Annotated in this window: 22 protein-coding genes; 12 read left to right on the top strand and 10 right to left on the bottom strand. The window is 68.6% G+C overall.

The annotated features are described in order from the left end of the window. Positions 1–56 precede the first annotated feature (56 nt). Both hutH and hutI read right to left on the bottom strand, forming a co-directional pair. Positions 57–1,592 (bottom strand): histidine ammonia-lyase, encoded by a 1,536-nt coding sequence (gene hutH / locus ABIE41_RS23645; protein ID WP_192642640.1) that lies wholly within the window; start codon positions 1,590–1,592, stop codon positions 57–59. After that, positions 1,589–2,821 carry an imidazolonepropionase gene (hutI, locus tag ABIE41_RS23640; RefSeq protein ID WP_354193277.1) on the bottom strand — a complete coding sequence of 411 codons (1,233 nt, stop codon included), beginning with the start codon at positions 2,819–2,821 and terminating at the stop codon, positions 1,589–1,591. The genes hutH and hutI overlap by 4 nt, the downstream gene beginning before the upstream one ends. Positions 2,822–2,925: 104 nt before the next feature. Between hutI and ABIE41_RS23635 the strand changes: the two genes are divergently transcribed. After that, positions 2,926–4,293: a formimidoylglutamate deiminase gene (locus ABIE41_RS23635; RefSeq protein WP_354193275.1), complete on the top strand. Its 1,368-nt coding sequence runs from the start codon at positions 2,926–2,928 to the stop codon at positions 4,291–4,293. Positions 4,294–4,298: 5 nt separating this feature from the next. Further along, positions 4,299–5,048 carry a histidine utilization repressor gene (gene hutC / locus ABIE41_RS23630; protein WP_192642639.1) on the top strand — a complete coding sequence of 250 codons (750 nt, stop codon included), beginning with the start codon at positions 4,299–4,301 and terminating at the stop codon, positions 5,046–5,048. A gap of 76 nt (positions 5,049–5,124) precedes the next feature. Here the strand turns inward: hutC and ABIE41_RS23625 are convergent, their stop codons facing one another. Then, positions 5,125–5,388: a glycine zipper domain-containing protein gene (locus ABIE41_RS23625; protein ID WP_192642638.1), complete on the bottom strand. Its 264-nt coding sequence runs from the start codon at positions 5,386–5,388 to the stop codon at positions 5,125–5,127. 347 nt (positions 5,389–5,735) lie between these two features. Between ABIE41_RS23625 and ABIE41_RS23620 the strand changes: the two genes are divergently transcribed. The 4 genes from ABIE41_RS23620 to ABIE41_RS23605 all read left to right on the top strand — a co-directional run bounded on the left by ABIE41_RS23620 (position 5,736) and on the right by ABIE41_RS23605 (position 8,933). Then, on the top strand, positions 5,736–6,131 hold the full coding sequence (locus ABIE41_RS23620; RefSeq protein WP_354193272.1) for a PRC-barrel domain-containing protein: 396 nt from the start codon (positions 5,736–5,738) through the stop codon (positions 6,129–6,131). A gap of 211 nt (positions 6,132–6,342) precedes the next feature. After that, on the top strand, positions 6,343–7,236 hold the full coding sequence (locus ABIE41_RS23615; protein ID WP_192642637.1) for a transglutaminase-like domain-containing protein: 894 nt from the start codon (positions 6,343–6,345) through the stop codon (positions 7,234–7,236). A 48-nt stretch (positions 7,237–7,284) separates the two neighbouring features. Next, positions 7,285–8,184, top strand: a complete 900-nt coding sequence (locus ABIE41_RS23610) for a diacylglycerol/lipid kinase family protein (RefSeq protein ID WP_192642636.1) — start codon at positions 7,285–7,287, stop codon at positions 8,182–8,184. Between the two features lie 71 nt (positions 8,185–8,255). Beyond that, positions 8,256–8,933 carry a phosphatase PAP2 family protein gene (locus tag ABIE41_RS23605; protein ID WP_192642635.1) on the top strand — a complete coding sequence of 226 codons (678 nt, stop codon included), beginning with the start codon at positions 8,256–8,258 and terminating at the stop codon, positions 8,931–8,933. Between the two features lie 15 nt (positions 8,934–8,948). On the opposite strand, the gene ABIE41_RS23600 is transcribed toward ABIE41_RS23605, so the two are convergent. Continuing rightward, positions 8,949–9,437 (bottom strand): pyridoxamine 5'-phosphate oxidase family protein, encoded by a 489-nt coding sequence (locus tag ABIE41_RS23600; protein WP_192642634.1) that lies wholly within the window; start codon positions 9,435–9,437, stop codon positions 8,949–8,951. A 110-nt stretch (positions 9,438–9,547) separates the two neighbouring features. Between ABIE41_RS23600 and ABIE41_RS23595 the strand changes: the two genes are divergently transcribed. Continuing rightward, positions 9,548–9,700 carry a hypothetical protein gene (locus ABIE41_RS23595; RefSeq protein ID WP_192642633.1) on the top strand — a complete coding sequence of 51 codons (153 nt, stop codon included), beginning with the start codon at positions 9,548–9,550 and terminating at the stop codon, positions 9,698–9,700. A 12-nt stretch (positions 9,701–9,712) separates the two neighbouring features. Here ABIE41_RS23595 and ABIE41_RS23590 read toward each other — a convergent pair whose 3' ends face one another. Then, positions 9,713–10,927: a polyhydroxyalkanoate depolymerase gene (locus ABIE41_RS23590; protein ID WP_192642632.1), complete on the bottom strand. Its 1,215-nt coding sequence runs from the start codon at positions 10,925–10,927 to the stop codon at positions 9,713–9,715. A gap of 174 nt (positions 10,928–11,101) precedes the next feature. Here ABIE41_RS23590 and ABIE41_RS23585 point away from each other — a divergent pair, with 174 nt between their 5' ends. The 3 genes from ABIE41_RS23585 (at position 11,102) to ABIE41_RS23575 (ending at position 14,428) form a co-directional block, all read left to right on the top strand. Further along, positions 11,102–11,758, top strand: coding sequence for a glutathione S-transferase family protein (locus tag ABIE41_RS23585; RefSeq protein ID WP_192642631.1), 657 nt, complete (start codon positions 11,102–11,104; stop codon positions 11,756–11,758). Between the two features lie 110 nt (positions 11,759–11,868). Further along, positions 11,869–13,314 carry an aldehyde dehydrogenase family protein gene (locus ABIE41_RS23580; RefSeq protein ID WP_192642630.1) on the top strand — a complete coding sequence of 482 codons (1,446 nt, stop codon included), beginning with the start codon at positions 11,869–11,871 and terminating at the stop codon, positions 13,312–13,314. 109 nt (positions 13,315–13,423) lie between these two features. Continuing rightward, positions 13,424–14,428, top strand: a complete 1,005-nt coding sequence (locus ABIE41_RS23575) for a BMP family protein (RefSeq protein ID WP_192642629.1) — start codon at positions 13,424–13,426, stop codon at positions 14,426–14,428. 3 nt (positions 14,429–14,431) lie between these two features. Here the strand turns inward: ABIE41_RS23575 and ABIE41_RS23570 are convergent, their stop codons facing one another. Beyond that, positions 14,432–15,445 (bottom strand): zinc-binding alcohol dehydrogenase family protein, encoded by a 1,014-nt coding sequence (locus tag ABIE41_RS23570; protein WP_192642628.1) that lies wholly within the window; start codon positions 15,443–15,445, stop codon positions 14,432–14,434. Positions 15,446–15,546: 101 nt separating this feature from the next. Here ABIE41_RS23570 and ABIE41_RS23565 point away from each other — a divergent pair, with 101 nt between their 5' ends. Then, entirely contained in the window at positions 15,547–15,897 is a 351-nt protein-coding gene (locus tag ABIE41_RS23565; RefSeq protein WP_192642627.1) for a winged helix-turn-helix transcriptional regulator, read from the top strand. A gap of 9 nt (positions 15,898–15,906) precedes the next feature. On the opposite strand, the gene pobA is transcribed toward ABIE41_RS23565, so the two are convergent. From pobA to ABIE41_RS23545, 4 genes are all read right to left on the bottom strand, one after another. Further along, entirely contained in the window at positions 15,907–17,079 is a 1,173-nt protein-coding gene (pobA, locus tag ABIE41_RS23560; protein WP_192642626.1) for a 4-hydroxybenzoate 3-monooxygenase, read from the bottom strand. A gap of 105 nt (positions 17,080–17,184) precedes the next feature. After that, on the bottom strand, positions 17,185–18,063 hold the full coding sequence (locus ABIE41_RS23555; RefSeq protein WP_192642625.1) for a transglutaminase family protein: 879 nt from the start codon (positions 18,061–18,063) through the stop codon (positions 17,185–17,187). Next, positions 18,060–20,552: a circularly permuted type 2 ATP-grasp protein gene (locus ABIE41_RS23550; RefSeq protein ID WP_354193265.1), complete on the bottom strand. Its 2,493-nt coding sequence runs from the start codon at positions 20,550–20,552 to the stop codon at positions 18,060–18,062. Before ABIE41_RS23550 ends, ABIE41_RS23555 begins: the two co-directional genes overlap by 4 nt. A gap of 36 nt (positions 20,553–20,588) precedes the next feature. After that, positions 20,589–23,993 (bottom strand): transglutaminase family protein, encoded by a 3,405-nt coding sequence (locus ABIE41_RS23545; RefSeq protein ID WP_192642623.1) that lies wholly within the window; start codon positions 23,991–23,993, stop codon positions 20,589–20,591. 355 nt (positions 23,994–24,348) lie between these two features. Between ABIE41_RS23545 and ABIE41_RS23540 the strand changes: the two genes are divergently transcribed. Further along, positions 24,349–25,845, top strand: coding sequence for an ABC transporter substrate-binding protein (locus tag ABIE41_RS23540; RefSeq protein WP_354193263.1), 1,497 nt, complete (start codon positions 24,349–24,351; stop codon positions 25,843–25,845). Positions 25,846–25,883 lie beyond the last annotated feature (38 nt).

Genomic DNA, 25,883 nt, shown 5'->3' with positions numbered 1-25,883 from the left:
TGCCCGAGATTCTCGGGTCTGCGCTGCGCTCCGCCCAAGAATGACGCGCGCGAGCCTCACGCCCCGAACTCCGCAAACGAGTCCAGCCCTGCCGCCTTGCCGACTGCGCCGGACAGCACCAGTTCCGTCGCCGCCGCGAGATCGGGCGCGAGGTAGCGGTCCTCTGTCAGCGGCGCGATCCGCCCGCGCAGCAGCGCCAGCACCGGCTCCAGCCGCGGGCTCGTCGTCATCGGGCGATGATGCTCGATCGCTTCCGCTGCCGTCATCAGCTCGACGCCGATGATGCTCGCGGCATTCGCCGCCATGTCCAACAGGCGATAGGCGCCATGCGTCGCCATCGAGACATGGTCTTCCTGGTTGGCCGAGGTCGGGATGGTGTCGACCGAGGCCGGATAGGCCTTCTGCTTGTTCTCCGACGCCAGCGCCGCGGCGGTTACCTGCGCGATCATGAAGCCCGAGTTCAGCCCCGCATCACGCGCCAGGAAGGGCGGCAGGCCGCTCATCACGGGGTCGACCAGAAGCGCGATCCGCCGCTCGGAGAGATTGCCGATCTCGCACAGCCCCATCGCCAGCATGTCGGCGGCAAAGGCCACCGGCTCGGCATGGAAATTTCCGCCCGAAACGACCTCGCCCGGCCCCAGCACCAGCGGGTTGTCGGTGACCGCATTGGCCTCGATCGCCAGCGTCGCTGCGGCATTGGCGAGCAGGTCGCGCACCGCGCCCATCACCTGCGGCTGGCAGCGCAGCGAATAGGGGTCCTGCACCTTGCTGTCGCCGAAGCGGTGGCTGTCGCGGATGGCGCTGCCGGCGATCAGTTCGAGCAGCAGCGCCGCGACGCGGATCTGGCCGGGCTGGCCGCGCAAGCGTTGGATGCGGGGGTCGAACGGCGTGTCCGAGCCCTTGAGCGCATCGACCGAGAGCGCGCCGGCGACCAGCGCGGCATCGAACACCCGCGCCATGGCGGTGAGGCCGGTGAGCGCCAGCGCGGTCGAGACCTGCGTGCCGTTGATCAGCGCCAGCCCCTCCTTGGGACCGAGCGCAAGAGGTGCCTGGCCGATCCGCGCGAGCGCATCCGCGGCCGGCATCACCTCGCCCTTGAGCCTGATCTCGCCGACGCCCATCAGCGCGGCGGTGAGATGGGCGAGCGGCGCGAGATCGCCCGAGGCGCCGACCGAGCCCTTGGCCGGCACGACCGGAAGCGCATCGGCCTTGAGCGCGCCGAGCAGCGCCTCGACCACAACAGGCCGAACGCCCGATGCGCCACGCGCCAGGCTCGCCGCCTTCATGGCGAGGATGAGCCGCACCACGCCGTCGGGCAGGGCAGGGCCGGTGCCGACCGCGTGCGACAGGATGAGATTGCGCTGCAGCGTCGCGAGGTCGGCATCCGCGATGCGGACGCTGGCGAGCTTTCCGAAGCCGGTGTTGACGCCATAGGTCACAGTGCCGGCCGCGACGATGTCGTCGACGATCGCCTGGGCGGCTGCGATTGCATCCGCACTTGCCGCCGACAGCGAGATCGACGCGCCGTCGATCACGTCGCGCCATTGCGTCAGGGCGGCGTGGCCCGGGTCGAGGAGAAAGGGCGTGCTCATTGTCCGTTCCAGATCCGGGCGTGAAGCGGGTTGAAGCCGATGCGGTAGGCGAGTTCGGCCGGGCGCTCGATGTCCCAGATCGCGAGATCGCAGGCCTTGCCCGCCTCCAGCGTGCCGACTTCGTTGGAGAGGCCGAGCGCCTGCGCGGCATGGCGGGTCAGCCCCGCCAGCGCCTCCTCCGGCGTCAGCCGGAACAGGGTGCAGGCCATGTTCATCACGAGCAGCGGCGAGGTCAGCGGCGAGGAGCCGGGATTGGCGTCGGTTGCGAGCGCGATCGCCACGCCATGTTGGCGCAGCAGCGCGATCGGCGGCTTCACCGTCTCGCGCAGGAAGTAGAAGGCCCCGGGCAGCACCACGGCGACCGTGCCGGCCTTCGCCATGGCGTTCACGCCGGCCTGGTCGAGATATTCGAGATGGTCCGCCGAGAGCGCGCCCATGCTAGCCGCCAGTGCCGCACCGCCGAGATTGGAGAGCTGCTCGGCGTGAATCTTGATCGCCAGCCCCTTGGCCTGCGCGGCCTCGAAAACCGCCCGCGTCTCGTCGGGCGAGAAGGCGATGCCCTCGCAGAAGACATCGACCGCATCCGCCAGCCCCTCCGCCGCGATGGCGTCGAGCATCGGCCCGGCAACGAGGGCGGTGTAGTCGCCCGAGCGGCCCTTGAACTCGGGCGGCACCGCATGGGCGCCGAGGAAGGTCGTGCGCACCCGCACCGGACGCTCCCGCCCGATCCGGCGCGCGACGCGCAGCGTCTTCACCTCGGCCTCAATCTCCAACCCGTAGCCCGACTTGATCTCGACGGTGGTGACGCCTTCCGACAGCAGCGCGGAGAGTCGCCGGTCGGCGCTGGCGAACAGCGCGTCCTCGCTCGCCGCCCGCGTCGCGGTCACCGTGGAGAGGATGCCGCCGCCGGCGCGCGCGATTTCCTCATAGCTCGCGCCCTGCAGGCGCAGCTCGAATTCATGGGCGCGGTCGCCGCCATAGACGAGATGGGTGTGGCAATCGATCAGCCCCGGTGTGATCCAGCGCCCGCCGCAATCGATCGTCTCTGCCGCCGCGAAGGCCGGCGCTTCCTTGCGCGGCCCGGCATAGAGGATGCGCCCGTCGCGGGCCGCCACGATGCCATCCTCGACAGCGCCATAGGGAGCCGCCGCCAAGGCCGCCATCGTCGCCAGCCGCGCATGCGTCCAGAGCCGGTCGCAGGTCGGGGTCTCAGCCGACATCGTCGCCATGTCGCGTCCTCTCGACTATCCTCGAACGGAGAGTATGCTAGCTAATTGCATATGCAAATGACAACCCCTTAATTGCATAGGCAATTAGACGCTGGAGAGACGCCGTGACCCTGACCCTGCATCTGCAGCAGGCCCTGCTGCCGGACGGTTTTGCCGAGAATGTGCGCCTCACTCTCTCGGAGGGAACGATCACCGCGGTCGAGCCCGGCGTCCCGGCGCAAGCGGGCGACACCAGGCTCTCCGGGCTGGCGCTGCCGGGCATGCCCAACCTGCACAGCCATGCCTTCCAGCGCGGCATGGCCGGCCTGTCGGAGCGCCGTGGCGCGAGCGAGGATTCGTTCTGGACCTGGCGCGAGGTGATGTACCGCTTCCTCGACCGTCTCGACCCTGATGACGTGCAGGCGCTCGCCGCCCAGGCCTTCGTCGAGATGCTGGAGGGCGGCTTCACGGCGCTCGCCGAGTTCCACTATCTGCATCATGACAGGGACGGGCGCCCTTATGCCGACATCGCCGCGATGGGGGCCGCCATCGCCGCAGCCGCGGACGAGACCGGGCTGGGTCTGACGTTGCTGCCCGTGCTCTACCGCTTCGGCAATTTTGGCCAGGCGCCGTCGGTCCATGGCCAGCGCCGCTTCGTCAACGACCGCGATTCCTACCTCAGGCTGATCGAGGCGAGCGAGGCCGCCATCCGCCCTCTGCCCGACGCCCGCCTCGGCCTCGCGCCGCATTCGTTGCGAGCTGTGGCGCTGGAGGATCTGGACTGGCTCGCCGGCCTGCGCCCCGGCACGCCCCTCCACATCCATGTCGCCGAGCAGATGCGCGAGGTCGAGGATTCGATCGCGATCATGGGCCGCCGTCCCGTCGCCCTGCTGGCGGACACCATCGCACTCGACCACCGCTGGTGCCTGATCCACGCCACCCATCTCGACGATGCCGAGCGCGATGCGATCGCGGCTAGCGGCGCTGTCGCAGGTCTCTGCCCGATCACGGAAGCGAGCCTCGGCGACGGCATCTTCGACGGCGTGCGCTACCGGCGCTCCGGCGGGGCCTATGGCGTTGGAAGCGACTCCAACATCCAGATCGACGCCGGCTCCGAACTGCGCCTCCTCGAGTATTCGCAGCGCCTGCGCGACCGCCGCCGCGCGCTGCTGGCCGAGGAGGATGCCTCGACCGGTGTCGCGCTGTGGCGCGCCGCCGCCGCCGGCGGGGCCCAGGCCTGCGGGCGGGCACTTGGGGCTCTCGCGCCGGGCATGAGGGCCGATCTCGTCACGCTCGATCCCGATCATCCGGCGCTCATCGCCAAGAGCGGCGAGGCGGCCCTCGACAGCGCGATCTTCGCCGCGAATGCGCTGCCCGTTCGGGATGTCGTCGTCGGCGGCCGGCATCTCGTCGCCGACGGGCAGCACCGCGCCCGCGGCGCGGTCAAGGCGCGCTTCGGCACCGTCATGCGCAAGCTTCTGGCGGCGCTGTGACGGCGATGGCTCAGGACCGGCTCGACGCCGTGAAACTGGATGGCGCAGGCCCGGTCTACGACCAGATTCGCCGGTCGATCCGTGATCTCATCCTCGGCGGCACCTGGCCGCCGGGCACGTCGGTCCCGCCCGAGCACGCGCTGATGGAGCAGCTCGGCGCCTCCCGCATGACCGTCCACCGCGCGCTCGTACAGCTGGCGCGCGAGGGGCTGATCACCCGCCGGCGCCGCTCGGGCACCGTGGTGGCAAGCCCGCCGACGACCCATGCCATGCTCGACATCCTCTCGATTCCGGCCGAGGTGGAGCGGCTGGGGCAGCGCTATGCCTATGAGGTGCTGGCGCGGCATGACGGGCGGCCTACGCCTGAGCTGGCGCTGCGCTTCGGGTTGAAGCGCGGCGAAAAGATTGCCCATCTCGTGACGCTGCACCGGGCGGACGACCAGCCCCATGTGCTGGAGGAGCGCATCATCCATCTCGCGACCGTGCCGGCTGCCGCGGCGGAGGATTTCGCAACGACCCCACCGGGCGACTGGCTGCTTCGCAACAGCCTCTGGTCGCAGGCCGAACATGCCATCAGCGCGGTCCCGGCCGAGCCGGATGACGCCACCCTGCTCGGCATCGCCGCCGGCGAGCCCTGCCTGCTGATCGAGCGGCGGACCTGGAACCACGCGGCCCCGGTCACGGCCGTGCGCTTGCTCTATCCCGGCAGCCGCCACCGCTTCGTCGGTCGCTTCGGTCCCTACGGCGCGGTTTGACACCGACCAAGAAAAAGCCCGGCTGGCGCATCGCGCCGGCCGGGCCTCTGTTTCACCGCCAATGCGGCGAGGTCGTTCAGCAATCGTAGCGGAAGCGCTGGCCGTACTCGTCGCGCCCGACGCAGGTGCGGGTGGGGGAGGTGGCGCCGCCGATCGCGCCGCCCGCGACACCGCCGATGGCCGCACCAGCCAGCGCGCCGCCGGCGCGACCGGTCGCAAGGCCACCGATGACAGCACCGGTGCCGGCTCCGATCAGGGCGCCGCCGCCGACACGCTCTTCCTGAGCGGTGCAGGCGCCGAGGGTGGCCGCCATCGCGGCGATGATCAGGATTTTCTTCATGGGTTCGTTTCCTTGGCGCTTCGTTGGGTGACGTTGGGTGACGATGCCGCGCGGTCGCCAGCTTAGGGCTCATCGTGGCGACCCGATGGCGGGCGGTGCCGACGTAACGTCTGCCTGTCCCGAATGTTCCGCGCGGGACCGGCCCGGGTCGTCCGCCCTCACGAAACACGCTCACGCGCTATCGCGAACATGCGCGCGCTAGGGGGAAAGGTGTCCTCCCGGGGACGGCTGAGCGCAGACAAGGGACGCCCCAAAAGCCGTGTGACGGGTGCGGAACCTTTGGCCCGGACGCTGCGTTCTTCCGACGATCTGCAGCACGACAGCTGCTCCTGACGGAGGACCCGATCATGACCATGAGCGACACGTTCTCGACGTCCGAGCCCAAGGTTTCGTCGAATCCCCTGATCGCTGGAGCCCGCGTGGCGGGAACCGAGGTCTACAACAGCACGGGCGACCATCTCGGCGAGATTTACGACGTGATGCTCGACAAGCGCAGCGGCAAGGTGGCCTACGCCATCATGTCGTTCGGCGGCTTCCTGGGCCTCGGCGAAAAGTATCACCCGATCCCCTGGAGCGTGCTCGATTTCGATCCCGAGCGGGGCGGCTATGTGGTGCCGATGACCAAGGACAAGCTCGAGGCGGCGCCGATGTATGACAGTCAGGGCGAGCCGGATTGGGACGACCGCGCCTATGGCAAGCGGGTCCACGATTACTACGGCACGATGCCCTACTGGATGATGTAGGCGACGCCCAGACGCAGGTCGCGGCGGTTGCTATCCCCCCAGCCGAACCGTCGTGGCGGCGGGATGCGGGCCGAAAGGCCCGCATCTTCCGTTTTATGAGAGCCTCTGCGGCCTAGCCGATCGGCGCAGCAGCGGAGGATGCCCGGGCGGGCCCTGGATCAGGGTGCCGCCCGCGCGGAGGCGCAGCCTCCCGCCAACCCGCGAGGGCGTCATGCGTATCCGCTACGGCTACAACATCGAGATCCTCTGCCAGCAGGAACTGCCGCTGGTCACCCTGCTCGACATCCACCCGTCGCGCCGGCACGACGTGCTGGTGCCGGACGAGTTGGAGGTGACGTCGCTGCGCGATCCGCAGATGCGGGTGGCGAGCAAGGAATACATCGATCAGTTCGGCAACATCTGCCGCCGCATCACTGCTCCGGCAGGCGGTATTGCGCTGCGGGCGCAGGGCATCGTGCATGATTCCGGCGAGCCCGATCCCGTCGATCCGAGTGCCGGCGAAGTGACGCCCGCCCGCCTCCCGGACGAGGCGTTGGTCTATCTGATGGGCAGCCGCTATTGCGAGACCGACAAGCTCTCGGCCCAGGCCTGGAGCCTCTTCGGTCATATTCCGGCCGGCTGGCCGCGCGTCCAGGCGATCGTGGACTTCGTCCACAACCACATCACCTTCGGCTACCATTTCGCCCGCAGCACCCGCACGGCCGCCGAGGCCTTCGAGGAGCGTATTGGCGTCTGCCGCGATTTCGCGCATCTGGCTGTCGCGCTTTGCCGCTGCATGAATGTGCCGGCGCGCTACTGCAATGGCTATCTCGGCGACATCGGCGTGCCGCGCGACCCGGCGCCCATGGACTTCAACGCCTGGTTCGAGGTCTATCTCGGTGGCCGCTGGTTCACCTTCGACGCGCGCCACAACCAGCCGCGGATCGGCCGCGTCGTCATCGCCCGCGGGCGTGACGCGACCGACGTCGCGATGGTCAGCTCCTTCGGGCCGCATACGTTGCAGCGCTTCGAGGTCGTGACGGAAGAGGTCGAGGAACCGGCACCGTCGCCCGTCGTCGGCGCCCCCATCCTGCGCGACGGCTCCTTCATGGCGACCCATCCCTGACCCAGGCGCCTCTTTCGCAATCGAACTTCCCTCTCACCGTCCTGGACCATGCACCACACTGTCGTCGTCAACGCCCGGGCCGGAACCGTCCTGGAGGCGGGTCAGGACGAATTCGCCGCGCGCATCGTGGCCGCCTTCGAGGCGAGCGGCTGCACCGCAGAGGTGCGGCTGGTGCATCCGCGCGAACTCGACGATGCACTGTCGCTCGCCATCGAAAATCCCGACACCATCCCCGTCATCGCCGGCGGTGACGGCACGCTGAACGGCGTGCTGCCCGTCCTGTTGCAGGCGCGGCGACCCGTCGGCGTGCTGCCGCTCGGCACCGTCAACGTGCTCGGGCGCGATCTCGGCCTCACCGGCACGCTGGAGGAGCAGATCGCCGCGGTCTGCCACGGCCAGCCGGTGGTGCTTGACATTGGCTGCGTCAATGATCGCCTGTTCCACTCGCTGTCGGGCATGGGCTTCTTCAGCCTGATGGCCCGCGAGCGCGAGCAGGCGCGGCGCCGCTTTCCCTTCAGCCGCGCCATCGCCTTCGCTGTCGCCGCGACGCGCTCGATCCTGTTTACCCGTGCGATCACCGTCGATATCGGCATCGGGAATGAGCGCAGCGTCGTGCAGGCCGATGCGGTGCTGGTCACGGTCAACGGCTTCGAGGGTGCGGAGTGGCACCGCCCCCGGCTCGATGGCGGCGTCTTCGAGGTCCATATCCTCAAGGCCGGCGGCCTCTACTCCCGCTGCAAGGCGGCCTTCTCCATCGTCTCGGGCGGCTGGCGCACCTCCCCGAACCTGACCTCCTTCACCGGCTCCGAGGTGACGCTGACCCGCCGCGACAAGCGCCGCGGCCACATCACCTTCGACGGCGAGGTCGAGCGCAAGGCGGGGCCGCTGCAGTATTCGCTGCTCCCCGGCGCCGTTCAGCTGATCTCCGCGCGAAACCGCTCCGTCTAGCGTCCGGCGGGTTGCGTCCCGCCTTTCGGCGCCTATGTCCCGATGGTCCCTGTTCCGGAGGCGGTCGTTCCGTGTTCTCCCCGCGCGTTCTTTTCCCCGTCGCCGCCGGCTTCGCCTTTCTCGGCCTGGCGCTCTTCATCGCCTCCGGGCACAGCTTCGCCTTCGACCGCACCATCGTCCTGTTCTTCCGCGAGACGGGTGATCCGGCCTCGCCGATCGGGCCGGCCTGGCTGCAGGAGGCGGTGCGGGATATGACGGCCTTCGGCAGCTTCGTCGGCCTCGGCCTGATGACGATCGCGGCGAGCCTTTCGCTCTGGATCTGCCGTCACCGCCCGCTGGCGATCGGGCTCGCCTTGTCGGTGATCGCCGCGACGCTGGCCTCGACCGGGCTGAAGATCCTGATCGGCCGAGATCGCCCCGATATCGTCGAGCATGCGGCGCTGACCTTCACCGCCAGTTTCCCGAGCGGCCATGCCTTTCTCTCGGCCGTAACCCTGCTGAGCATCGCCGGCTTCGTCGGCCTCGCTTCCCGCCGCGAGGACATCGCGCGGCTGTGCGTCTGGCTCGCCTGGGTGATGATCGGCCTGATCGGACTCAGCCGGATCTATCTCGGCGTCCATTGGCCGACCGACGTCATCGGCGGCTGGTGCTTGGGCATTGCCTGGTCGAGCCTGTCGGTCGCCATTCTCGGTCGGCGCATGGCGAGAGCGGAGGGGATCGATCCCGCACAGGCCGGACACGCCGCCTGAGCCGGGGTCGAGGCCTCAGCGCATGTCGATGGTGGCGTTGACCCCGAGATCGGGCGCGCGCCCGAGAATCTTCGCGGTCGCGAGCTTGAAAGCCACGAGCACGCCGCTCGACGGCCCGTTCCAGATCTCGGCGGAGATCGGCGTCAGCGCCAGCAGCGTCGCATCCGGATCCTCCGGCCCGCCGGGGAACCACGCGCCGGTCACCGGTGTCCAGATCCGGGCAAGGAGGTCGCGGTCCTCGATCGCCGCCGCCGCGCAACGCAGCGCTGCGTAGAAGTTCCGGTCCTCTTCGCTGACCGCGATCGACAGCGCCGTTGGTTCGAGGGCGGCCGCGAGCAGCGCTGCCTCGCGATGGACGATGAAGAGAAGGCGATGGTTCTCGCGGTCGACATGCCCGCTCATCGGCCGCGTGCGGAGCGCACCGTCGACGACCATCGTTACCATGCAGACGGGGTGGCGCTCGAGGGCCGCCCAGACGCTCTGCTGCAGTTCGGTCTCCGGCATGGCGGTCTCCTGATCGGTCCGTCGGTCCTCCGGCACAATGGCCGGAACAATGCCGCGGGTCGTGGGTTGGTAACGCGCCGCAGGGGATGCGGTTTCACACGGATCGTCACATGCTCGCTTCGCGCCAGGTTCTCGTTGCCCTCGTCTTCGCCCTCGTCGTCGGCCTCGCCGCCACCGGCTATGCCCTCTACCAGGAGAAGAAGCAGCCTGAAGGCGTCGAGATCTCGGTCGGCAAGAACGGGCTGTCGATCAAGGAGAAGTAGGCGCTCGGCCGCTCAGCTGTTGGCCAGGATCATGTTGCGGACGATCGGGTAGATCTGCCCGTCCCATTTGCGGCCCGAGAAGACGCCGTAATGGCCGACGCCGGCCTGCATGTGGTGGCGCTTGCGAAAGGGCTTCAGCCCCGAGCAGAGATCATGCGCCGCCGAGGTCTGGCCGAGTGCGCAGATATCGTCGCGCTCGCCCTCGACGGTGAGCAGGGCGGTGCGCCGGATGGCGCGGCAATCGACCGGCTCGCCGCGATAGGTCAGGGTGCGGGCCGCCAGTCGGGCCTCCTGGAAGATCCACTGCACGGTCTCGAGATAGAACTCTGCCGGCAGGTCGAGCACGGCGAAGTACTCGTCGTAGAACGCCTTGATCTTCTGTGCCTCCTCGGTCTCGCCGGTGGCGAGATGCAGGAACATGTCGATATGCGCGTTGACATGGCGCTGCATGTTCATCGCGACGAAGGCGCCGAGCTGGACGAAGCCCGGATAGACCCGCCGCCCGCCGCCCGGAAAGCGTGACGGCACCGTCGCGATCAGGTTGCGCCGGAACCAGTCGATCGGCTTGTCCATCGCCAGCTTGTTGACGGTCGTCGGGTTGACGCGCGTATCGACCGGCCCCGCCATCAGCGTCATGCTGCGCGGCTGGAACGGGCTGCCCGCCTGGGCCATCACCGCCGCCGCCGTCAGCACCTGCACGCAGGGCTGGCACACGGCGACGATATGCGTCTCGGCGCCGAGCGTCTCGACGAAACGGATCAGCGTGTCGACATAATCGTCATAGCCGAAGGGCCCGGCCTCCAGCGGCACGTCGCGGGCGTTGTGCCAATCGGTGATGTAGACGTCGTGGTCGCGCAGCAGCGTCGCCACCGTGTTGCGCAGCAGGGTTGCGAAATGGCCCGACATCGGCGCCACCACCAGCACCTTTGCCTGCGGCGTTTCGCTGTCCTTGCGGAAGCGCAGCAGGCTGCCAAACGGCAGGGTCAGCACCACCTCCTCGGTCACCGGCACGTCGCGATTGCCCTCGCGCACGCTGTCGATCTCGTAGGGCGGCCGCTCATGGGTGAGGCCGGCCCGTGTCACCATCTCATAGGCGGCGGCTGTCGCGCGCCAGTCCATCGGCTGGCCGCTCATCGCCCGGGCGCCGATCGCAGCCAGGGCCGATTGCGCCAGCATGCGCGCGGGGTTCATGAAATCCGCCTGGGTCTGGTAGGCGAGATAGAGCATCGCGATGCGCCTTCGGATCAACAGCCTGGTGCCGCAGCCGGGCTTGGCCGGTGGCAGCCCGCGCCCTCGTCGATGTTGCACTGCAAAAGGTCGTTTCCGCAAGATTGTTCTAATCCGCATTCCGGAGTGGAATGCCTCTTGCTAGATCTCGGGCTGCCGCAGAGGATGCCTGCCATGACCGGCGCGACACTGACCATCAGCAGCAAGAACTACTCGTCCTGGTCGCTGCGCGGTTGGCTGCTCTGCATGATGGCGGGGCTCGAGGTGGAAGAGCACATGCTTTCCACCGACGATCCCTCGACGCGGGCCGAGCTGCTGCTGCTTTCGCCCTCCTTCCTCGTGCCCTGTCTGACGCATGACGGCATCAAGGTCTGGGACACGCTCGCCATCGCCGCCTATCTCGACGAGATCAGGCCCGGTGCCGGCCTCGTGCCGAAGGACGCCGCCGCCCGCGCGCATTGCCGCGCCATCTGCGGCGAGATGCATTCCGGCTTCGCCAATCTGCGCTCGGCCCTGCCGATGAACCTCAAGGCGCATTATCCGGGCTTCAAGGTCTGGGCCGGCGCCCAGGCCGATATCGACCGCGTCACGGAAATCTGGCGCGACAGCCTGCAGCGCTATGGCGGGCCCTACCTCTTCGGCAAGACGCTGACGATGGCGGACGCGATGTATGCGCCCGTCTGCCTGCGCTTCCTGACCTATGACGTCGCGCTCGACGCCGCCTGCCAGGCCTATTGCCGGACGATCTCGGCCTGGCCCGCTTTGCAGCGCTGGATCGAGGCCGCTAGGGCCGAGCCCGACGACGTGGAAGAGCTCGACGCCGAGTTCTGAACGCGGCCATCATGCATGGCGGGGCAGACCCAATGCACCGGCCGGCATTGGCCATCGCGCTCCAAAGCGGCTAAACCCCGGCGAACACAAAACGCCGTGGGAGGCCGCTGATGACCGAGATGTTCAAGAACCTGATTGCCGGCGAATGGGCTGGTGGCTCGCAAGTTTCGCGCAACATCAACCCTTCCAACACCAACGACGTCGTCGGCGAATACGCGCAGGGCTCCGTCGATCAGCTCAACGACGCGGTCGCGGCCGCCAAGGCGGCCTTCCCGGCCTGGAGCCGCTCCGGCCCGCAGGAGCGCTACGAGATCCTGAAGAAGGCCTCCGACGAGATCCTCGCCCGCAAGGAGGAACTCGGCCGCCTGCTCTCCCGCGAGGAGGGCAAGACCCTGGCCGAGGGCATCGGCGAGGCCGGCCGCGCCGGCCAGATCTTCGCCTTCTTCGCCGGCGAGTGCCTGCGCCTGTCGGGCGAGGCGCTGCCCTCCGTGCGTCCTGGTGTCGGCGTCGAGATCACGCGCGAGCCGGTCGGCATCGTCGGAATGATCACGCCCTGGAACTTCCCGATCGCGATCCCCGCCTGGAAGATCGCCCCGGCGCTCGCCTACGGCAACTGCGTCGTCATCAAGCCGGCCGATCTGGTGCCGGGTTCGGCCTGGGCGCTGGTCGACATCATCCAGCGCGCCGGCCTGCCCAAGGGCGTGCTCAACCTCGTCATGGGCCGAGGCTCGGTCGTCGGCCAGGCGCTGCTGCAGCACAAGGACGTCCACGCCATCTCCTTCACCGGCTCGGTCGCGACCGGCCGCAAGGTCGCCGAGGCCTGCATCGCCTCCTCGCCGATGAAGAAGGTCCAGCTCGAGATGGGCGGCAAGAACCCGCTCGTCGTGCTCGACGACGCCGACCTCAAGGTCGCGGTCGAAGCCGCCGTCACCGGCGCCTTCTTCTCCACCGGCCAGCGCTGCACGGCGTCCTCGCGCCTGATCGTCCAGGCCGGCATCCATGACCGCTTCGTCGAAGCCTGCGTCGAGCGGCTGAAGGGCGTCGTCGTCGACGACGCGCTCAAGGCCGGCACGCATATCGGCCCGGTCGTCGACCAGAGTCAGCTCGACCAGGATCTGAAATACATCCAGATCGCCAAGGACGAGGGCGGCAAGCTGGCCTGGGGCGGCGAGCTTCTGAACCGCGAGACCCCCGGCTTCTACCTCCAGCCGGCGCTCTTCACCGAGACGACGAACGCAATGCGGATCTCGCGCGAGGAGGTCTTCGGCCCCGTCGCCAACATCATCCGCGTCAAGGACTACGAGGAGGCGCTCGCCGTCGCCAACGATACCGAGTTCGGCCTGTCCTCGGGCATCTGCACGACCTCGCTGAAGCACGCGACGCATTTCCGGCGCAATGCCGAGGCCGGCATGGTGATGGTCAACCTCGCCACCGCGGGCGTCGACTACCACGTGCCCTTCGGCGGTCGGAAGGGATCGAGCTACGGCCCCCGCGAGCAGGGCGCCTACGCCAAGGAGTTCTACACCACGGTCAAGACCGCCTACACGCTGGCCTGAGGCGACACTGGACCGGGCGGCCGCCGCGCCGCCCGGTCCTCCGACATTGCGGCGGGGGCTGATCTGGTCTTTGCTTCCGGCTGTTCTCAACCGGAGGGACCCCGCCACGATGACCCTGCTTCGTCCGAACCGCCGCACCGCGCTCGCCCTGATCTCGTCCGCCTCCCTGCCGACTCTCGGGCGGGCTCAGGCTCCGAAGAAGGTTGCCGCGCTCTTCGCCGGGCGCATCGACGATCGCGGCTTCATGCAGGCGGGCTATGACGGGCTGAAGCTCGCCGAAGCGCGCCTCGGCGTCTCCGTCGCCTTCAAACAGGGCGTCCAGCCGAAGCCCGAGGATCTGAGCGCCGCCTTGCGCGAACTCGCAGCAGCCGGGCCCGATCTCGTCATCGCTCATGGCGGCCAGAACAACGCCGCCGCCAAGACGGTCGCTGCCGAATTCCCGGCCGTGCGCTTTGCCGTGACCCAGGGCAACGTGACGGGGACCAACCTCGCGAGCTATGAGGTGCTGCAGGAGCAGTCGGCGTTTCTCGCCGGCATGCTCGCCGCTTTGACGACCCGCACCGGCGTCGTCGGGCATATGTCCGGCATCCGGGTGACGCCGGGACTGAAGGGCCGCGCCGCCTATGCCGCCGGTGTCGCCCATGCCGATCCGAAGGTAATCCTGCTGACCAATTTCTCCGGCAACCAGGACGACAACGCCCTGTCGGAGAAGGTCGCCCGCGCCATGATCGCCAAGGATGCGCAGGTCATCTTCACGATGCTGAACGCCGGCCGTAACGGCGTCATCGCGGCCTGCCGCGAACTCGGCGTCAAGCAGATCGGCAATGTCGGCGACTGGACGGCGATCGCGCCGGACGTCTTCATCGCCTCCGCCTTCGCCGATTCCGGCCGGGCCCTGTTCGATGCGGTCGCGGATTTCGCCACCGGCAAGTTCGCCACCGGCGAGATCAAGCGTCTGGGGCTGGAGACACCGGAGGCGGTGCGGCTGATCATGGCCCCCTCCGTGCCGAGCGAGATCCGCGGCCGCATCGAGGCCGCGGCGAGGGCGATCACCGCCGGCACCCTCGACGTGCCCGTGGAATGGGCGGGCTCGGAATTTCCGACGCCCGCCTGAGGCTCAGAAGCCTTCGAGCACGATCTTGCCCTTCGCCTTGCCGCTTTCGAGCAGGGCATGGGCCCGCTTCAGGTTGGCGACGTCGATCCGGCCGAAGCTCTCGGTCAGGGTGGTCCGCAGCTCGCCCGCATCGACCAGCCGCGCGACCTCGGCCAGCAGATCGCCCTGCGCCTGCATGTCGGGCGTCTGGTGCAGCGAGCGGGTGAACATCAGCTCCCAGTGCAGCGACAGCGACTTGTTCTTGAGCGGCATCACGTCGAGCGTTGCGGGATCGTCGATGACGCCGAGCCGCCCCTGCGGCGCAACGAGCTTCAGCACCTCGGGCAGGTGCTGGGTGGTGTGGGTCGTGAAGAAGACGAAGCCGGGCGCGCCGAGGCCGAGCGCTGCGACCTCCTCAGCCAGCGGGCGGCTGTGATCGACGACATGATGCGCGCCGAGTTCGCTCGCCCAGGCCCGGGTCTCGGGCCGCGAAGCGGTTGCGATGACGGTGAGATCGGTCAGGCGTCGTGCGAGCTGGATCGCCGCCGAACCGACACCGCCCGCCCCACCCACGATCAGCAGGGCCGTGGCCGCGCCGGGTACGGGATCGCGGACCTTCACCCGGTCGAACAGCATCTCCCAGGCCGTGATCATCGTCAGGGGCAGGGCGGCGGCCTCGGCGAAGGACAGGCTCTTCGGCTTCGGGCCGACGATGCGTTCGTCGACGAGATGAAGCTCCATGTTGGCGCCGGGCCGGTTCAGCGCGCCCGCGTAGAACACCCCGTCGCCTGGTCGGAAGGCCGTGACCTCGGGACCGACCGCCTTGACGACGCCCGCGGCATCCCAGCCGAGGATGCGCGCCTCGCCCTCCGGCGGGCGGGCGTTGCGCCGAACCTTCGTATCGACCGGATTGACCGAGATCGCCTTCACCTCGACCAGAAGGTCGCGGCCGCTGGCCACCGGTTCGGGCAGATCAAGCGGGATCAGGCTGGTTTCGGCGCTGATCTCCTGGGCATCGCGATAGCCGATGGCGCGCATGGTCGAGGTCTCCTGCGTTGCAATGCCGGCGAGATGACCGCTATTCTCGCTTGTCGCAAGTACGCACAAATACCGCCCATAGTGTCGAAAAGGATACCGTGATGCCGCCCCGCTTCAAGGAGCCCTTTTGCGCCGAAGGCTGCCCGGTCGAGGCCGCGCTGGGGTTGATTGGCGGCAAATGGAAGGGGATCGTGCTGTATCACCTGATCGGCGGGACGTTGCGCTTCAATGAAATCCGCAAGCGCGTCCCCGGCGTGACCCAGCGCATGCTCACCACACAACTGCGTGAGCTGGAGGCGGACGGGCTGATCCTGCGCGTCGTCTATCCGCAGGTGCCGCCCCGCGTCGAATACTCGCTCTCGGCCAAGGGGCGCACGCTAGAGCCGGTCATTGCGGCGCTGAAGGAGTGGGGCGAACGTCACGCCACGCGGCAGGAGTCGCAGGCCGCCTGAGCACTTCCGTCAGTAGGGCAGCCCGACATAATTCTCCGCCAGCGCCGCCATCGCATGCTCGGAGGAGACGAGGTAGTCGAGCTCGGCCTGCTGCATGCGCTGCTCGAACGGGCTCTGCTCCGGGAAGAGGTGCATCAGCGAGGTCAGCCACCAGGAGAAGCGCTCCGCCTTCCAGACCCGGGCCAGCGCCTTCTGCGAATAGGCGTCGATGCCGGCCTCGGAGCGGTCGAGGAAGAGCTCGCGCAGCGCCTCGAACAGGTAATGCACGTCGCTGGCGGCGAGGTTGAGGCCCTTCGCGCCGGTGGGCGGCACGATATGGGCGGCGTCGCCTGCCAGGAACAGCCGGCCGAAGCGCATCGGCTCGGCCACGAAGGAGCGTAGCGGCGCGATCGACTTCTCGATCGAGGGACCCGTCGTCAGGCCTTCCGCCGTTTCGGGGTCGAGCCGGCGGCGCAACTCGTCCCAGAAGCGTTGATCCGACCAGGCATCGACGCGCTCGTCGGTGCCGCACTGGACATAGTAGCGGCTTCGGGTGGCCGAGCGCATCGAACAGAGCGCGAAGCCTCGCTGGCTGCGGGCATAGATCAGCTCGTCGGAAACCGGCGGCACATCGGCGAGGATGCCGAGCCAGCCGAAGGGATAGACGCGCTCGAAGACGCGCAACGCGCTCGCCGGGATGCTGGCGCGGGCGACGCCGTGATAGCCGTCGCAGCCGGCGATGACGTCGCAGTCGAGCCGCTTGGGAACGCCGCCTTCGAGATAGGTGACATAGGGGCTGGTGCCGTCGAAGCCGTGCAGCGTCACGTCGTCGGCCTCGAAGACCGTCTTGCCGCCCTGCGCGGCGCGCTGGTCCATAAGGTCGCGCGTCACCTCCGTCTGCCCGTAAACGGTGACGTGCCGCCCGCCGGTCAGTTCGCTCAGCGCGATGCGATGGCGCTGCTCGCCGAAGAGCAGGTCGAAGCCGTCATGCGGCAGGCCTTCAGCATGGAGCCGCCCGCTGGCACCGACTTTGTCGAGCAGGCCGACCGTGCCCTGTTCGAGCACGCCGGCGCGAATGCGCGCCAGCACATAGTCGCGGCTCTTGCGTTCGAGAATGACGCTGTCGATCCCCGCCTGGTGCAGCAACTGGCCGAGCAGCAGCCCCGACGGGCCGGCTCCGATGATGGCGACCTGAGTTCGCAAGACATCCTCCCTGCGCCTGCCTTGCCGGCGGCTGCGCGGGAAACAAGTTGCCATGGCAACCAATAAAAGAAAAGCGCCTCGCGCGGGTTCTGTGGCCGCAGCGGGTCAGCCGATGGGGATGACGTCGACGGCCACGCCGATCTTCTGCGAGCCGGGGCCGATGACGACGCCGTCGAGCGGGGAGACGTCGGCATAGTCGCGGCCGAAGGCGGTGACGATGTGGTCGTCGGCGACGATCAGATCGTTGGTCGGGTCGAGGCCGATCCAGCCGGTCTCCGGACCGCACCAGAGCATCACCCAGGCATGGCTGGCGTCAGCGCCCTCGAGCCGTTTCTGGCCCGGCGGCGGCACGGTGCGGATATAGCCGCTGACATAGGCGGCCGGCAGGCCGAGCCCACGCAGCCCCGCGATCATGACATGGGCGAAGTCCTGGCAGACGCCGTGGCGCTCGCGGAAGGCTTCCTCCAGCGGCGTCGAGACCTCGGTCGCTTCGGGATCATAGGTGAAGTCGGCCCGGATGCGCGCCATCAACTCGGTCGCCGCCTCGAGGACCGGCCGCTTCTGCGGGAAACTGTTGCGCGCATAGTCGGTGACGGCGGCGACGGGCGGCACGAGACGGCTGGGATAGAGATGATGTGCGGGCGAATCCGGCGCCAGGCTGGCCGAGGCGAGGGCCTGTTCGCCGACATCCTCCCAGCTCCGCGTCAGGCCGGGGAAGGGCGCCTGGGGCCGCCTGACCTCGACGCGCGCCCGCATCTCGACCTTCAGCTCGCGATGCGGCTTGGCGATGGTGATCGTCGTCATCCGGTTGCCGAAGAAGCAAACGCTGTCGTCGCGCTCGGCCGGGCGTGGAGTCACGCTCAGTTCGCTGCTCTGGACGCTCTGCCCGCCATCGTTGCGCGGCTGCAGCCGTAGGATGCAGCGCGCGAAGGGGACCGGCCGGCTATAGGCGTAGGTCGTGACGTGACGGAGGTCGTAGATCACGCGATGCCTGTCAGGCGCGAGGCTTCCGGACCGCTGCTCTGCAGGAAATAGCGGTCGGCGATGGCGCTCGAGACGCCCATCAGCAACTGCTCAAAGAGCAGTATGCTGGTGCGGTCGAGCCGCGAGGCTTCGGCCGTGCGGCATTCGGCGGCGAGCTTCAGGATCAGCCGGCGCGGCGCTTCCAGCATGCCGTCCTCGGTCAGCGACGGCAGATCCCGAATCTCGGTGTCGAGCCTGTCGATCTGGAAGGCCACGGAGCGCGGGTTGTAGGGGTCGAGCATCACGAGATCGAGCACCGGCTGCAGGCTGGCGCCGAGCAGATAGCGCGAGCGATAGGTGATCTGCGAATCCGTCAGGTCGAGCAGCGCGTCGAGCGCGTCGCCCGGTGCATTGGTCTCGGCGAAGTGGCGGGCAAAGCGGCAGGTGGCGATGCCGCGCTCAAGCCTTCGCCCGATATCGAGGAAACGCCAGCCGGGGCCGCGCACCATGTTCTCCTGGCTGAGGCCCGAGAAGGCGGCGAGCGACTTCAGCGCCCGGTCGGCGATCTCGTAGGCCTCGCCCTCGCTGGGCTCGCGCCCGGCTTCGAGGGTGAGCTGCTGCTGCATGTCGCCGAACAGGCGCCAGGCGTCGATCGAGAGCCGCTCGCGGATGACCGAGGCCGTGCGTCGGGCCTCGCGTGTCGTGGCGATCGCGGAGCCATACTGGTCCAGCGCGTGCAGCGCCGCCGAGGCCTGGCCCGCCGGGGTCTGGCCGCGCCCTCCCGGCGATGCCCCCCAGGCGACAAGCAGATTGGCGAGGCGTTTCAGCGTCTCGTTGCGGCCCTGCGTCGGGTCGGTGTCGATCAGCCGCCCGAGCAGCGCGCGCACCAGCCGCAGTGTCGCCTCCGTCCGCTCCAGATAGCGACCCAGCCAGAACAGGTTGTCGGCGGCGCGGCTCGGCAGCGTGCCGGTGATCCTGCGGATGGTGATGCGGTCGGGCGCCGGCAGCAGCGACACCTGGTCGACCGGCGCGTCGGACGTCACCCAGACGTCGCTGGAGCGCACGCCGCTGCGCATGCTCACCGCCCGCGCGTCGCGCTCGTCTGAAATGCGACAGAAACCCCCGGGCATCACCTTCCAGCCATCCGGCGTCACGGCGGCGAAGACGCGCAGCGTCATCGGGCGTGGCTGCAGCCGGCCGTTCTGGAACACCGGCGTGGTCGAGAGCCGCACCACCTCCTGGCCGACATAGTCCATGCCCCGCGCCTCGATGCGGCGGCGCAGCGCCTCCTTCTCGGCGGCCGGGAGATCGGCCACCACGACCGGCCCGCTGTCGAGCCCGCCGCCGGCGCTCCGGAAGGCCGGCGCGATGCTCATTTCGTCGAAACGCTCCAGCACCACCGCCCGTTCGCGCGGCTGGCCGCACCACCAGGTCGCGACATTGGGCAGGATCATCGCCTCGCCCAGCAGCCGCTCGCCCAGTGCCGGCAGGAACCCCATCAGCGCGCGGGCCTCGACGACGCCCGAACCCAACCCGTTGGCGACATGCACGCTGCCCTTGCGGACAGCCTGAACCAGCCCGGCGACGCCCAGCGCGGAGGAGGCGTTGAGCTCGAGCGGGTCGGCGAAATCCCCGTCGATGCGCCGCCAGATCACGTCCGCCCGCTTCAGCCCGGCGATCGTGCGCACATGCACGCGCCCCTCGCGCATGACGAGGTCGCCACCCTCGACGAGCAGGAAGCCGAGATAGCGCGCCAGATAGGTCTGCTCGAAATAGCTTTCGTTCAGCGGCCCCGGCGTCAGCAGGCCGATGCGTGGCTCGACGCGCTTGGAGCGGGCGACGAGCCCGGCACGGAAGGCCTGGAAGAAGGCCGCCAGCCGCTCGATGTTCATCGTCCGGAACATGTCGGGGAAGGCGCGCGACAGGGCGAGTCGGTTTTCCAGCGCGTAGCCGGTTCCCGATGGCGCCTGGGTGCGGTCCTGCAGGACCCACCAGCGCCCGTCGGGGCCGCGCCCGAGATCGACGGCGTAGAGCTGCAGCGTGCCCCCGCCGGGGGCGCCCTGCAGCGGTCGAAGGTAATCCGGGCTGCCCGTCACCACGGAGGCCGGCAGGAGCCCGTTCGCGATCATCTCGCCGGGGCCGTAGATGTCGTCGAGCAGCGTGCTGAGGAGCTGCGCCCGCTGCGCGACCCCGGCCGCGATCGTCTGCCACTCCGCCCCTGTGATCACCAGCGGCACATGGCTGAGCGGCCAGGCCCGCTCCCCCGCGGTCGGGTCACGCGGATCGATGTCGCCATGGACGCGGTAGGAGACGCCGGTGTCGTGGACGTGGCGGTCGGCGAGGCCGAAGCGCTGGTTGAGCTCGTCCGGCGAGAAGGCGCACCACTCCGTCAGGAAGGGCTCCCATTGCGGGCGCACCTGGCCGTCGGCGCCGAGGATCTCGTCATAGACGCCCGGCAGCGGGCGATAATCCGCCAGCAGAGCGTTGCGACGCTCCGTCCTCACGCGCACGGAGGGGGATCGACCCTGGGCTGCCATCGCTCGCGTCTACACTCCCGCAGGGCGCCTCAGATCCAGCGTCAGCGGGAATTCGGCGCTGCGCTCTTCCGGCGGAATCGCCAGCGCGCCGGGAGTATGGCCGATCGCTTCGAAGCGCGCGAGCCGCCGCGCCTCCGCCTCGTACGAATTCACAGGCGGCGTCTCGTAATTGCGCCCGCCCGGATGGGCGACATGGTAGACGCAGCCGCCCAGCGAGCGCCCGACCCAGGTATCGACGATGTCGAAGGTCAGGGGCGCGTGGACGGGAATGGTCGGGTGCAGACCGGACGCCGGCTGCCAGGCCTTGAAGCGCACAGCCGCGACGCTCTCGCCCGCCGTACCGGCCGGGGTCATCGGCAGGCGGCGGCCATTGCAGGTGACGAGGTGCCGCCCGGGCACCAGCCCCTTCGCCTTGACCTGAAGCCGCTCGACCGAGGAATCGACATAGCGCACCGTGCCGCCGATCGCGCCCTCCTCGCCCATGACGTGCCAGGGTTCCAGCGCCTGACGGATCTCGATCTCGACGCCGCCATGCTCGACCTTGCCGAAGAAGGGAAAGCGGAACTCGGCCTGTGCCTCGAACCACACCGGATCGAAGGCGTAGCCGGCGCGGCCGAGATCGGCGAGCACCTCGCGGAAATCCTGCCAGACCATCTCCGGCAGCATGAAGCGGTCGTGCAGCGCCGTGCCCCATCGCACGAGCCCGCCCGTCTGCGGCTCGCGCCAGAACCAGGCAATCAGAGCCCGCACCAGAAGCTGCTGCGCCAGGCTCATCCGCGCATCCGGCGGCATCTCGAAGCCGCGGAATTCGATCAGCCCGAGCCGCCCGGTCGGACCGTCCGGCGAATAGAGCTTGTCGATGCAGATCTCGCTGCGATGCGTGTTGCCGGAAACGTCGACCAGCAGGTTGCGCAGGTGCCGGTCGACCAGCCAGAGCGGGATCGCGGGCGCGCCGGTGCCTGGAATGTTCGCCAGCGCGATCTCGAGCTCGTAGAGCGCGTCGTGACGCGCCTCGTCGATGCGCGGCGCCTGGCTCGTCGGGCCGATGAACAGCCCCGAGAACAGGTAGGACAGCGATGGATGCCGGTTCCAGTAGAGCACGATGCTCTTCAGAAGGTCCGGCCGGCGCAGGAAGGGCGAATCCAGCGGCGTGACGCCGCCGAGCACGACATGGTTGCCGCCGCCGGTGCCGGTGTGGCGCCCGTCGACCATGAACTTCTCGGCGCAGAGCCGCGCCAGCCGCGCCTCCTCATAGACGCCCCGCGTGATCTCGACGGCCTCGCGCCAGTTGCGGGCCGGATGGATGTTGACCTCGATGACGCCGGGGTCGGGCGTGACCTTGACGACGTTCAGCCGCGGATCGTGCGGCGGCGCATAGCCCTCGATATGGACCGGCTGGTTGCGCTCGCGCGCCACCGCCTCGACGCTGGCGACGAGGTCGAGATAGTCCTCCAGCCGTTCCACCGGCGGCAGGAAGACGCACAGCACCTTGTCGCGGATTTCGAGGCTGATCGCGGTGCGGACATGCTCGCCACCGATCTCCTGCTCGGTGCGGTCCTGCGCAGCGGCGCCGCCGGCCTCGACCGTGCGCGACATCTGGTGTGGCGAAGCCTGCGGGGGTGGGGCCGGCTCTGGCTGGACGGGCGCCTGATGCGGCGGATCGACCGCGGGGCCGAAGCCGCCGGCCGCGCGCGGCAGGGGCGGGCGCGCCTCCATCGGGTCCCGCGGGTGGATATGCGGGTACTCCGCCTTCGGCACGACCGGCAGGGAGCCGAGCGGCAGGCGATATCCGACCGGGGAATCGCCCGGCACGAGGAACAGCTTGCCGCGCCGCAGCCGCCATTTCTCGGAGCGCCAGCGCTTGTCGCCGGACTGAGCCTGCCAGCGCTGGACGGGAATGACATAGCCGCGCGGCTTGCCCAGACCGAGCTGGAAGACCTGCTGCATCCGCGCCCGCTCCTCGGGATCGGCGAGCCGCGGATCGAGCGGGTCGACATTTTCGGGAAGCTGCGCCTCCTTCAGCAGCCAGAAACCGGTGTCCTCATAGGCCGGCAGCACATAGTCAGCGCCCAGCCCCAGCCGCTCGGAAAGGCCTTCGGCGAGGGCCTCCGCCTCGGCCATCGTCGCGCCGGTCTCGAGTTCGCGGTCGATGCCGGTCGGGGCGCCGGGCTCGCGGGCGATCAGCGCGGCATCGCGCCAGATCGGCTCGCCATCGGCGCGCCAGTAGAGCGCGAAGGCCCAGCGCGGCAGGCTCTCGCCCGGATACCATTTGCCCTGGCCGTAATGCAGCATGCCGCCCGGCGCGAAGCGCTCCCGCAGTCGCCGGATCAGTTCATCGGCGCGCTGCCGCTTAGTCGGCCCCACGGCGGCGATGTTCCATTCCTCGCCCGTCTGGTCGTCGACCGAGACGAAGGTCGGCTCGCCGCCCATCGTCAGCCGCACATCCTGCGCCTGCAGGTCCGCCTCCACGCGCTCGCCCAGCGCGTCGAGGCGCTGCCAGGATTCGTCCGAGAAGGGCAGGGTGATGCGCGGCACTTCATGGACGCGCGCCACGCTCATGTCGAAATCGAAACTCGTCTCGGCATAGCTCGCGAGACCCGAGACCGGCGCCGCCGAGCGATAATGCGGCGTCGCCGCCAGCGGCAGATGGCCCTCGCCCGTCAAGAGACCCGAAGTCGGGTCGAGCCCGATCCAGCCGGCACCGGGAATGTAGACCTCCGCCCAGGCGTGCAGGTCGGTGAAGTCCTTGTCCGTGCCGCGCGGACCTTCCAGCGGGTCGATATCCGCCTTCATCTGGATCAGGTAGCCGGAGACGAAGCGGGCGGCGAGGCCGAGATGCCGCAGGATCTGCACGAGCAGCCAGCTCGTGTCGCGGCAGGATCCGGACTTGATGCCGAGCGTATGCTCCGGCTCCTGGACGCCGGGCTCCATGCGGATGCCATAGGCGATGGCACCGGCGAGGCGGGCGTTCAGGTCGACGACAAAATTGACGGTGTTGGTGGGCTCCCGCGCCACCGTGGCGAGGAAGTCCGTCAGGAGCGGGCCGGCCGGCTCTGTCACCAGATAGGGGGCGAGTTCCGCCCGCAGTTCTTCCGGATAGGTGAAGGGGAAGACCTCGGCATCGGTTTCGACGAAGAAGTCGAACGGGTTGATGATCGACAGCTCGGTGACGAGATCGACCTCGATGCGGAACTCCCGAACCGGCTCCGGGAAGACGTAGCGAGCCAGCCAGTTGCCGCTGGGGTCCTGCTGCCAGTTCACGAAATGCTCGGCCGGGGAGACCTTCAGCGAATAGCTGTTGATCGCCGCCCGGCAATGCGGCGCGGGGCGCAGGCGGATGATCTGGGGCCCGAGCGTGACGGGCCGGTCGTAGCGATAATGCGTGACGTGGTGGAGCGCGGCGATGATGGCCAAGGGCTGTGCACCTGCTTGTCATGGGCCGGCGGTCGCCGGAGTCCCCCTCACGTTAGCGAGGCCGGGAGGGCGCGCAAAGCTGCAACTCGCGACGCATTGCCCGATCCTGTCAGCCCGATGCACAAGAACTGTGCAGCAACATCTGGACATGCGCCTCGTCCTGCTGGACAGAAGCCGCCGACTGGTTCCACATTCACGCCAATGGCCGACGGACCGCGGCCGACAATCCGAACCGATGGGGAATGCGATGCGTCACGTTGCGAAATTGATGGTGGCGTCGGCCTTCACAGCGTTGCTGGCGACGACCGCCCAGACCACCGTGGCCCTGGCCCAGACCCCGAAGGACACGGTGGTCATGGCCAAGCAGATCGACGACATCATCTCGCTCGATCCGGCCGAGGCCTTCGAATTCTCCGGCGTCGAGGTCGTCACCAACCTCTACGACAAGCTGATGGGCGTCGATCTCGCCAAGAACAACGAGCTCGTTCCCGAAATCGCCCAGAGCTGGAGCGTCACGCCCGACAACCTGACCTACACCTTCAAGCTGCGCCCCGGCGTCAAGTTCCACTCCGGCAATGCGCTGACGGCGGCCGACGTGGTCTATTCCTTCCAGCGCGCCGTGACGCTCAACAAGTCGCCCGGCTTCATCCTCGCCCAGTTCGGCTTCACCAAGGACAACGTCACCGAGAAGGTGAAGGCGACCGACGACTCCACCCTCGTCATCACCGTCTCCAAGCCCTTCGCGCCGACCTTCTTCCTCAACTGCCTGACCTCGGGCGTCGCCTCGATCGTCGACAGCAAGCTGGTCAAGGCCAATGAGAAGGACGGCGACTGGGGCAATGGCTGGCTGAAGCAGAACTCGGCCGGCTCCGGCGCCTACAAGGTCCGCGCCTACCGTCCCAACGAGCAGTACGCGCTCGACGCCAACGAGTCCTGGTATAAGGGCGCGCCAAAGAACAAGCGCATCATCGTGCGCCACGTCGCCGAGCCGGCGTCGCAGCGCCTGCTGCTCGAGAAGGGCGACATCGACATCGCCCGCAACCTCTCGAAGGACCAACTCTCCGCCGTCAAGTCCAACAAGGACGTCGAGCTCGTCCAGGGCGACAAGGGCTACATCCTCTATCTCGGCCTGAACACGAAGAACGCGAACTTCGCCAAGCCGGAAGTCCGCGAGGCCCTGAAGTACCTGGTCGACTACGCCTCGATCGAGCGCAACATCGTCGAGGGCACCTACAAGGCGCACCAGTCCTTCCTGCCCAAGGGCTTCCTCGGCGCCATCGACGACCAGCCCTACAAGTATGATCCGGCCAAGGCCAAGGAGCTGCTCGCCAAGGCGGGTCTGCCGAACGGCTTCACCGTAACGATGGACGTGCGCTCGGTGAACCCGATCACCGACATCGCCCAGGCGATCCAGTCGAGCTGGGCCCAGGCCGGCATCAAGCTCGAGCTGATCCCGGGCGACGGCAAGCAGACGCTGACCAAGTACCGCGCCCGCACCCACGACATCTATATCGGCCAGTGGGGCCCGGACTATCTCGATCCGCACACCAATGCTGAGACCTTCGCCATCAACGAGAACAACGGCGAGGACGCGAAGTCGAAGACCCTGGCCTGGCGCAACGCTTGGGACATCCCCGAGATGACCAAGACCACCCAGGCCAACGTGCTGGAGACCGACGCCGCCAAGCGCGCCACCGTCTACGGCTCCCTGCAGCGCGAGCATCAGAAGGTCTCGCCCTTCGTGATCATGTTCCAGCAGGTCGAGGTCTCGGCCGACCGCAAGGGCGTCAAGGGCTGGGTCATCGGCCCGAGCTCGGACACCAACTTCTACGCGCCGATCTCGAAGAACTGAGCATTTCGAACGACACGCCCCGCCTCGGCCGGACGGCC

This window comes from Bosea sp. OAE506 (assembly GCF_040546595.1).
Classification (GTDB): domain Bacteria; phylum Pseudomonadota; class Alphaproteobacteria; order Rhizobiales; family Beijerinckiaceae; genus Allobosea.
The sequence above is the reverse complement of the archived record's forward strand: the minus strand, read 5'-3'. Positions and strand labels throughout refer to the sequence as shown.

Coding starts and splice junctions, on each gene's coding strand:
- hutH (WP_192642640.1), bottom strand. CDS start 1,592: ATGAGCACGCCCTTTCTCCTCGACCCGGGCCACGCCGCCCTGACGCAA.
- hutI (WP_354193277.1), bottom strand. CDS start 2,821: ATGGCGACGATGTCGGCTGAGACCCCGACCTGCGACCGGCTCTGGACG.
- hutC (WP_192642639.1), top strand. CDS start 4,299: ATGGCTCAGGACCGGCTCGACGCCGTGAAACTGGATGGCGCAGGCCCG.
- ABIE41_RS23625 (WP_192642638.1), bottom strand. CDS start 5,388: ATGAAGAAAATCCTGATCATCGCCGCGATGGCGGCCACCCTCGGCGCC.
- ABIE41_RS23620 (WP_354193272.1), top strand. CDS start 5,736: ATGACCATGAGCGACACGTTCTCGACGTCCGAGCCCAAGGTTTCGTCG.
- ABIE41_RS23615 (WP_192642637.1), top strand. CDS start 6,343: ATGCGTATCCGCTACGGCTACAACATCGAGATCCTCTGCCAGCAGGAA.
- ABIE41_RS23610 (WP_192642636.1), top strand. CDS start 7,285: ATGCACCACACTGTCGTCGTCAACGCCCGGGCCGGAACCGTCCTGGAG.
- ABIE41_RS23600 (WP_192642634.1), bottom strand. CDS start 9,437: ATGCCGGAGACCGAACTGCAGCAGAGCGTCTGGGCGGCCCTCGAGCGC.
- ABIE41_RS23595 (WP_192642633.1), top strand. CDS start 9,548: ATGCTCGCTTCGCGCCAGGTTCTCGTTGCCCTCGTCTTCGCCCTCGTC.
- ABIE41_RS23590 (WP_192642632.1), bottom strand. CDS start 10,927: ATGCTCTATCTCGCCTACCAGACCCAGGCGGATTTCATGAACCCCGCG.
- ABIE41_RS23585 (WP_192642631.1), top strand. CDS start 11,102: ATGACCGGCGCGACACTGACCATCAGCAGCAAGAACTACTCGTCCTGG.
- ABIE41_RS23580 (WP_192642630.1), top strand. CDS start 11,869: ATGACCGAGATGTTCAAGAACCTGATTGCCGGCGAATGGGCTGGTGGC.
- ABIE41_RS23575 (WP_192642629.1), top strand. CDS start 13,424: ATGACCCTGCTTCGTCCGAACCGCCGCACCGCGCTCGCCCTGATCTCG.
- ABIE41_RS23570 (WP_192642628.1), bottom strand. CDS start 15,445: ATGCGCGCCATCGGCTATCGCGATGCCCAGGAGATCAGCGCCGAAACC.
- ABIE41_RS23565 (WP_192642627.1), top strand. CDS start 15,547: ATGCCGCCCCGCTTCAAGGAGCCCTTTTGCGCCGAAGGCTGCCCGGTC.
- ABIE41_RS23540 (WP_354193263.1), top strand. CDS start 24,349: ATGGCCAAGCAGATCGACGACATCATCTCGCTCGATCCGGCCGAGGCC.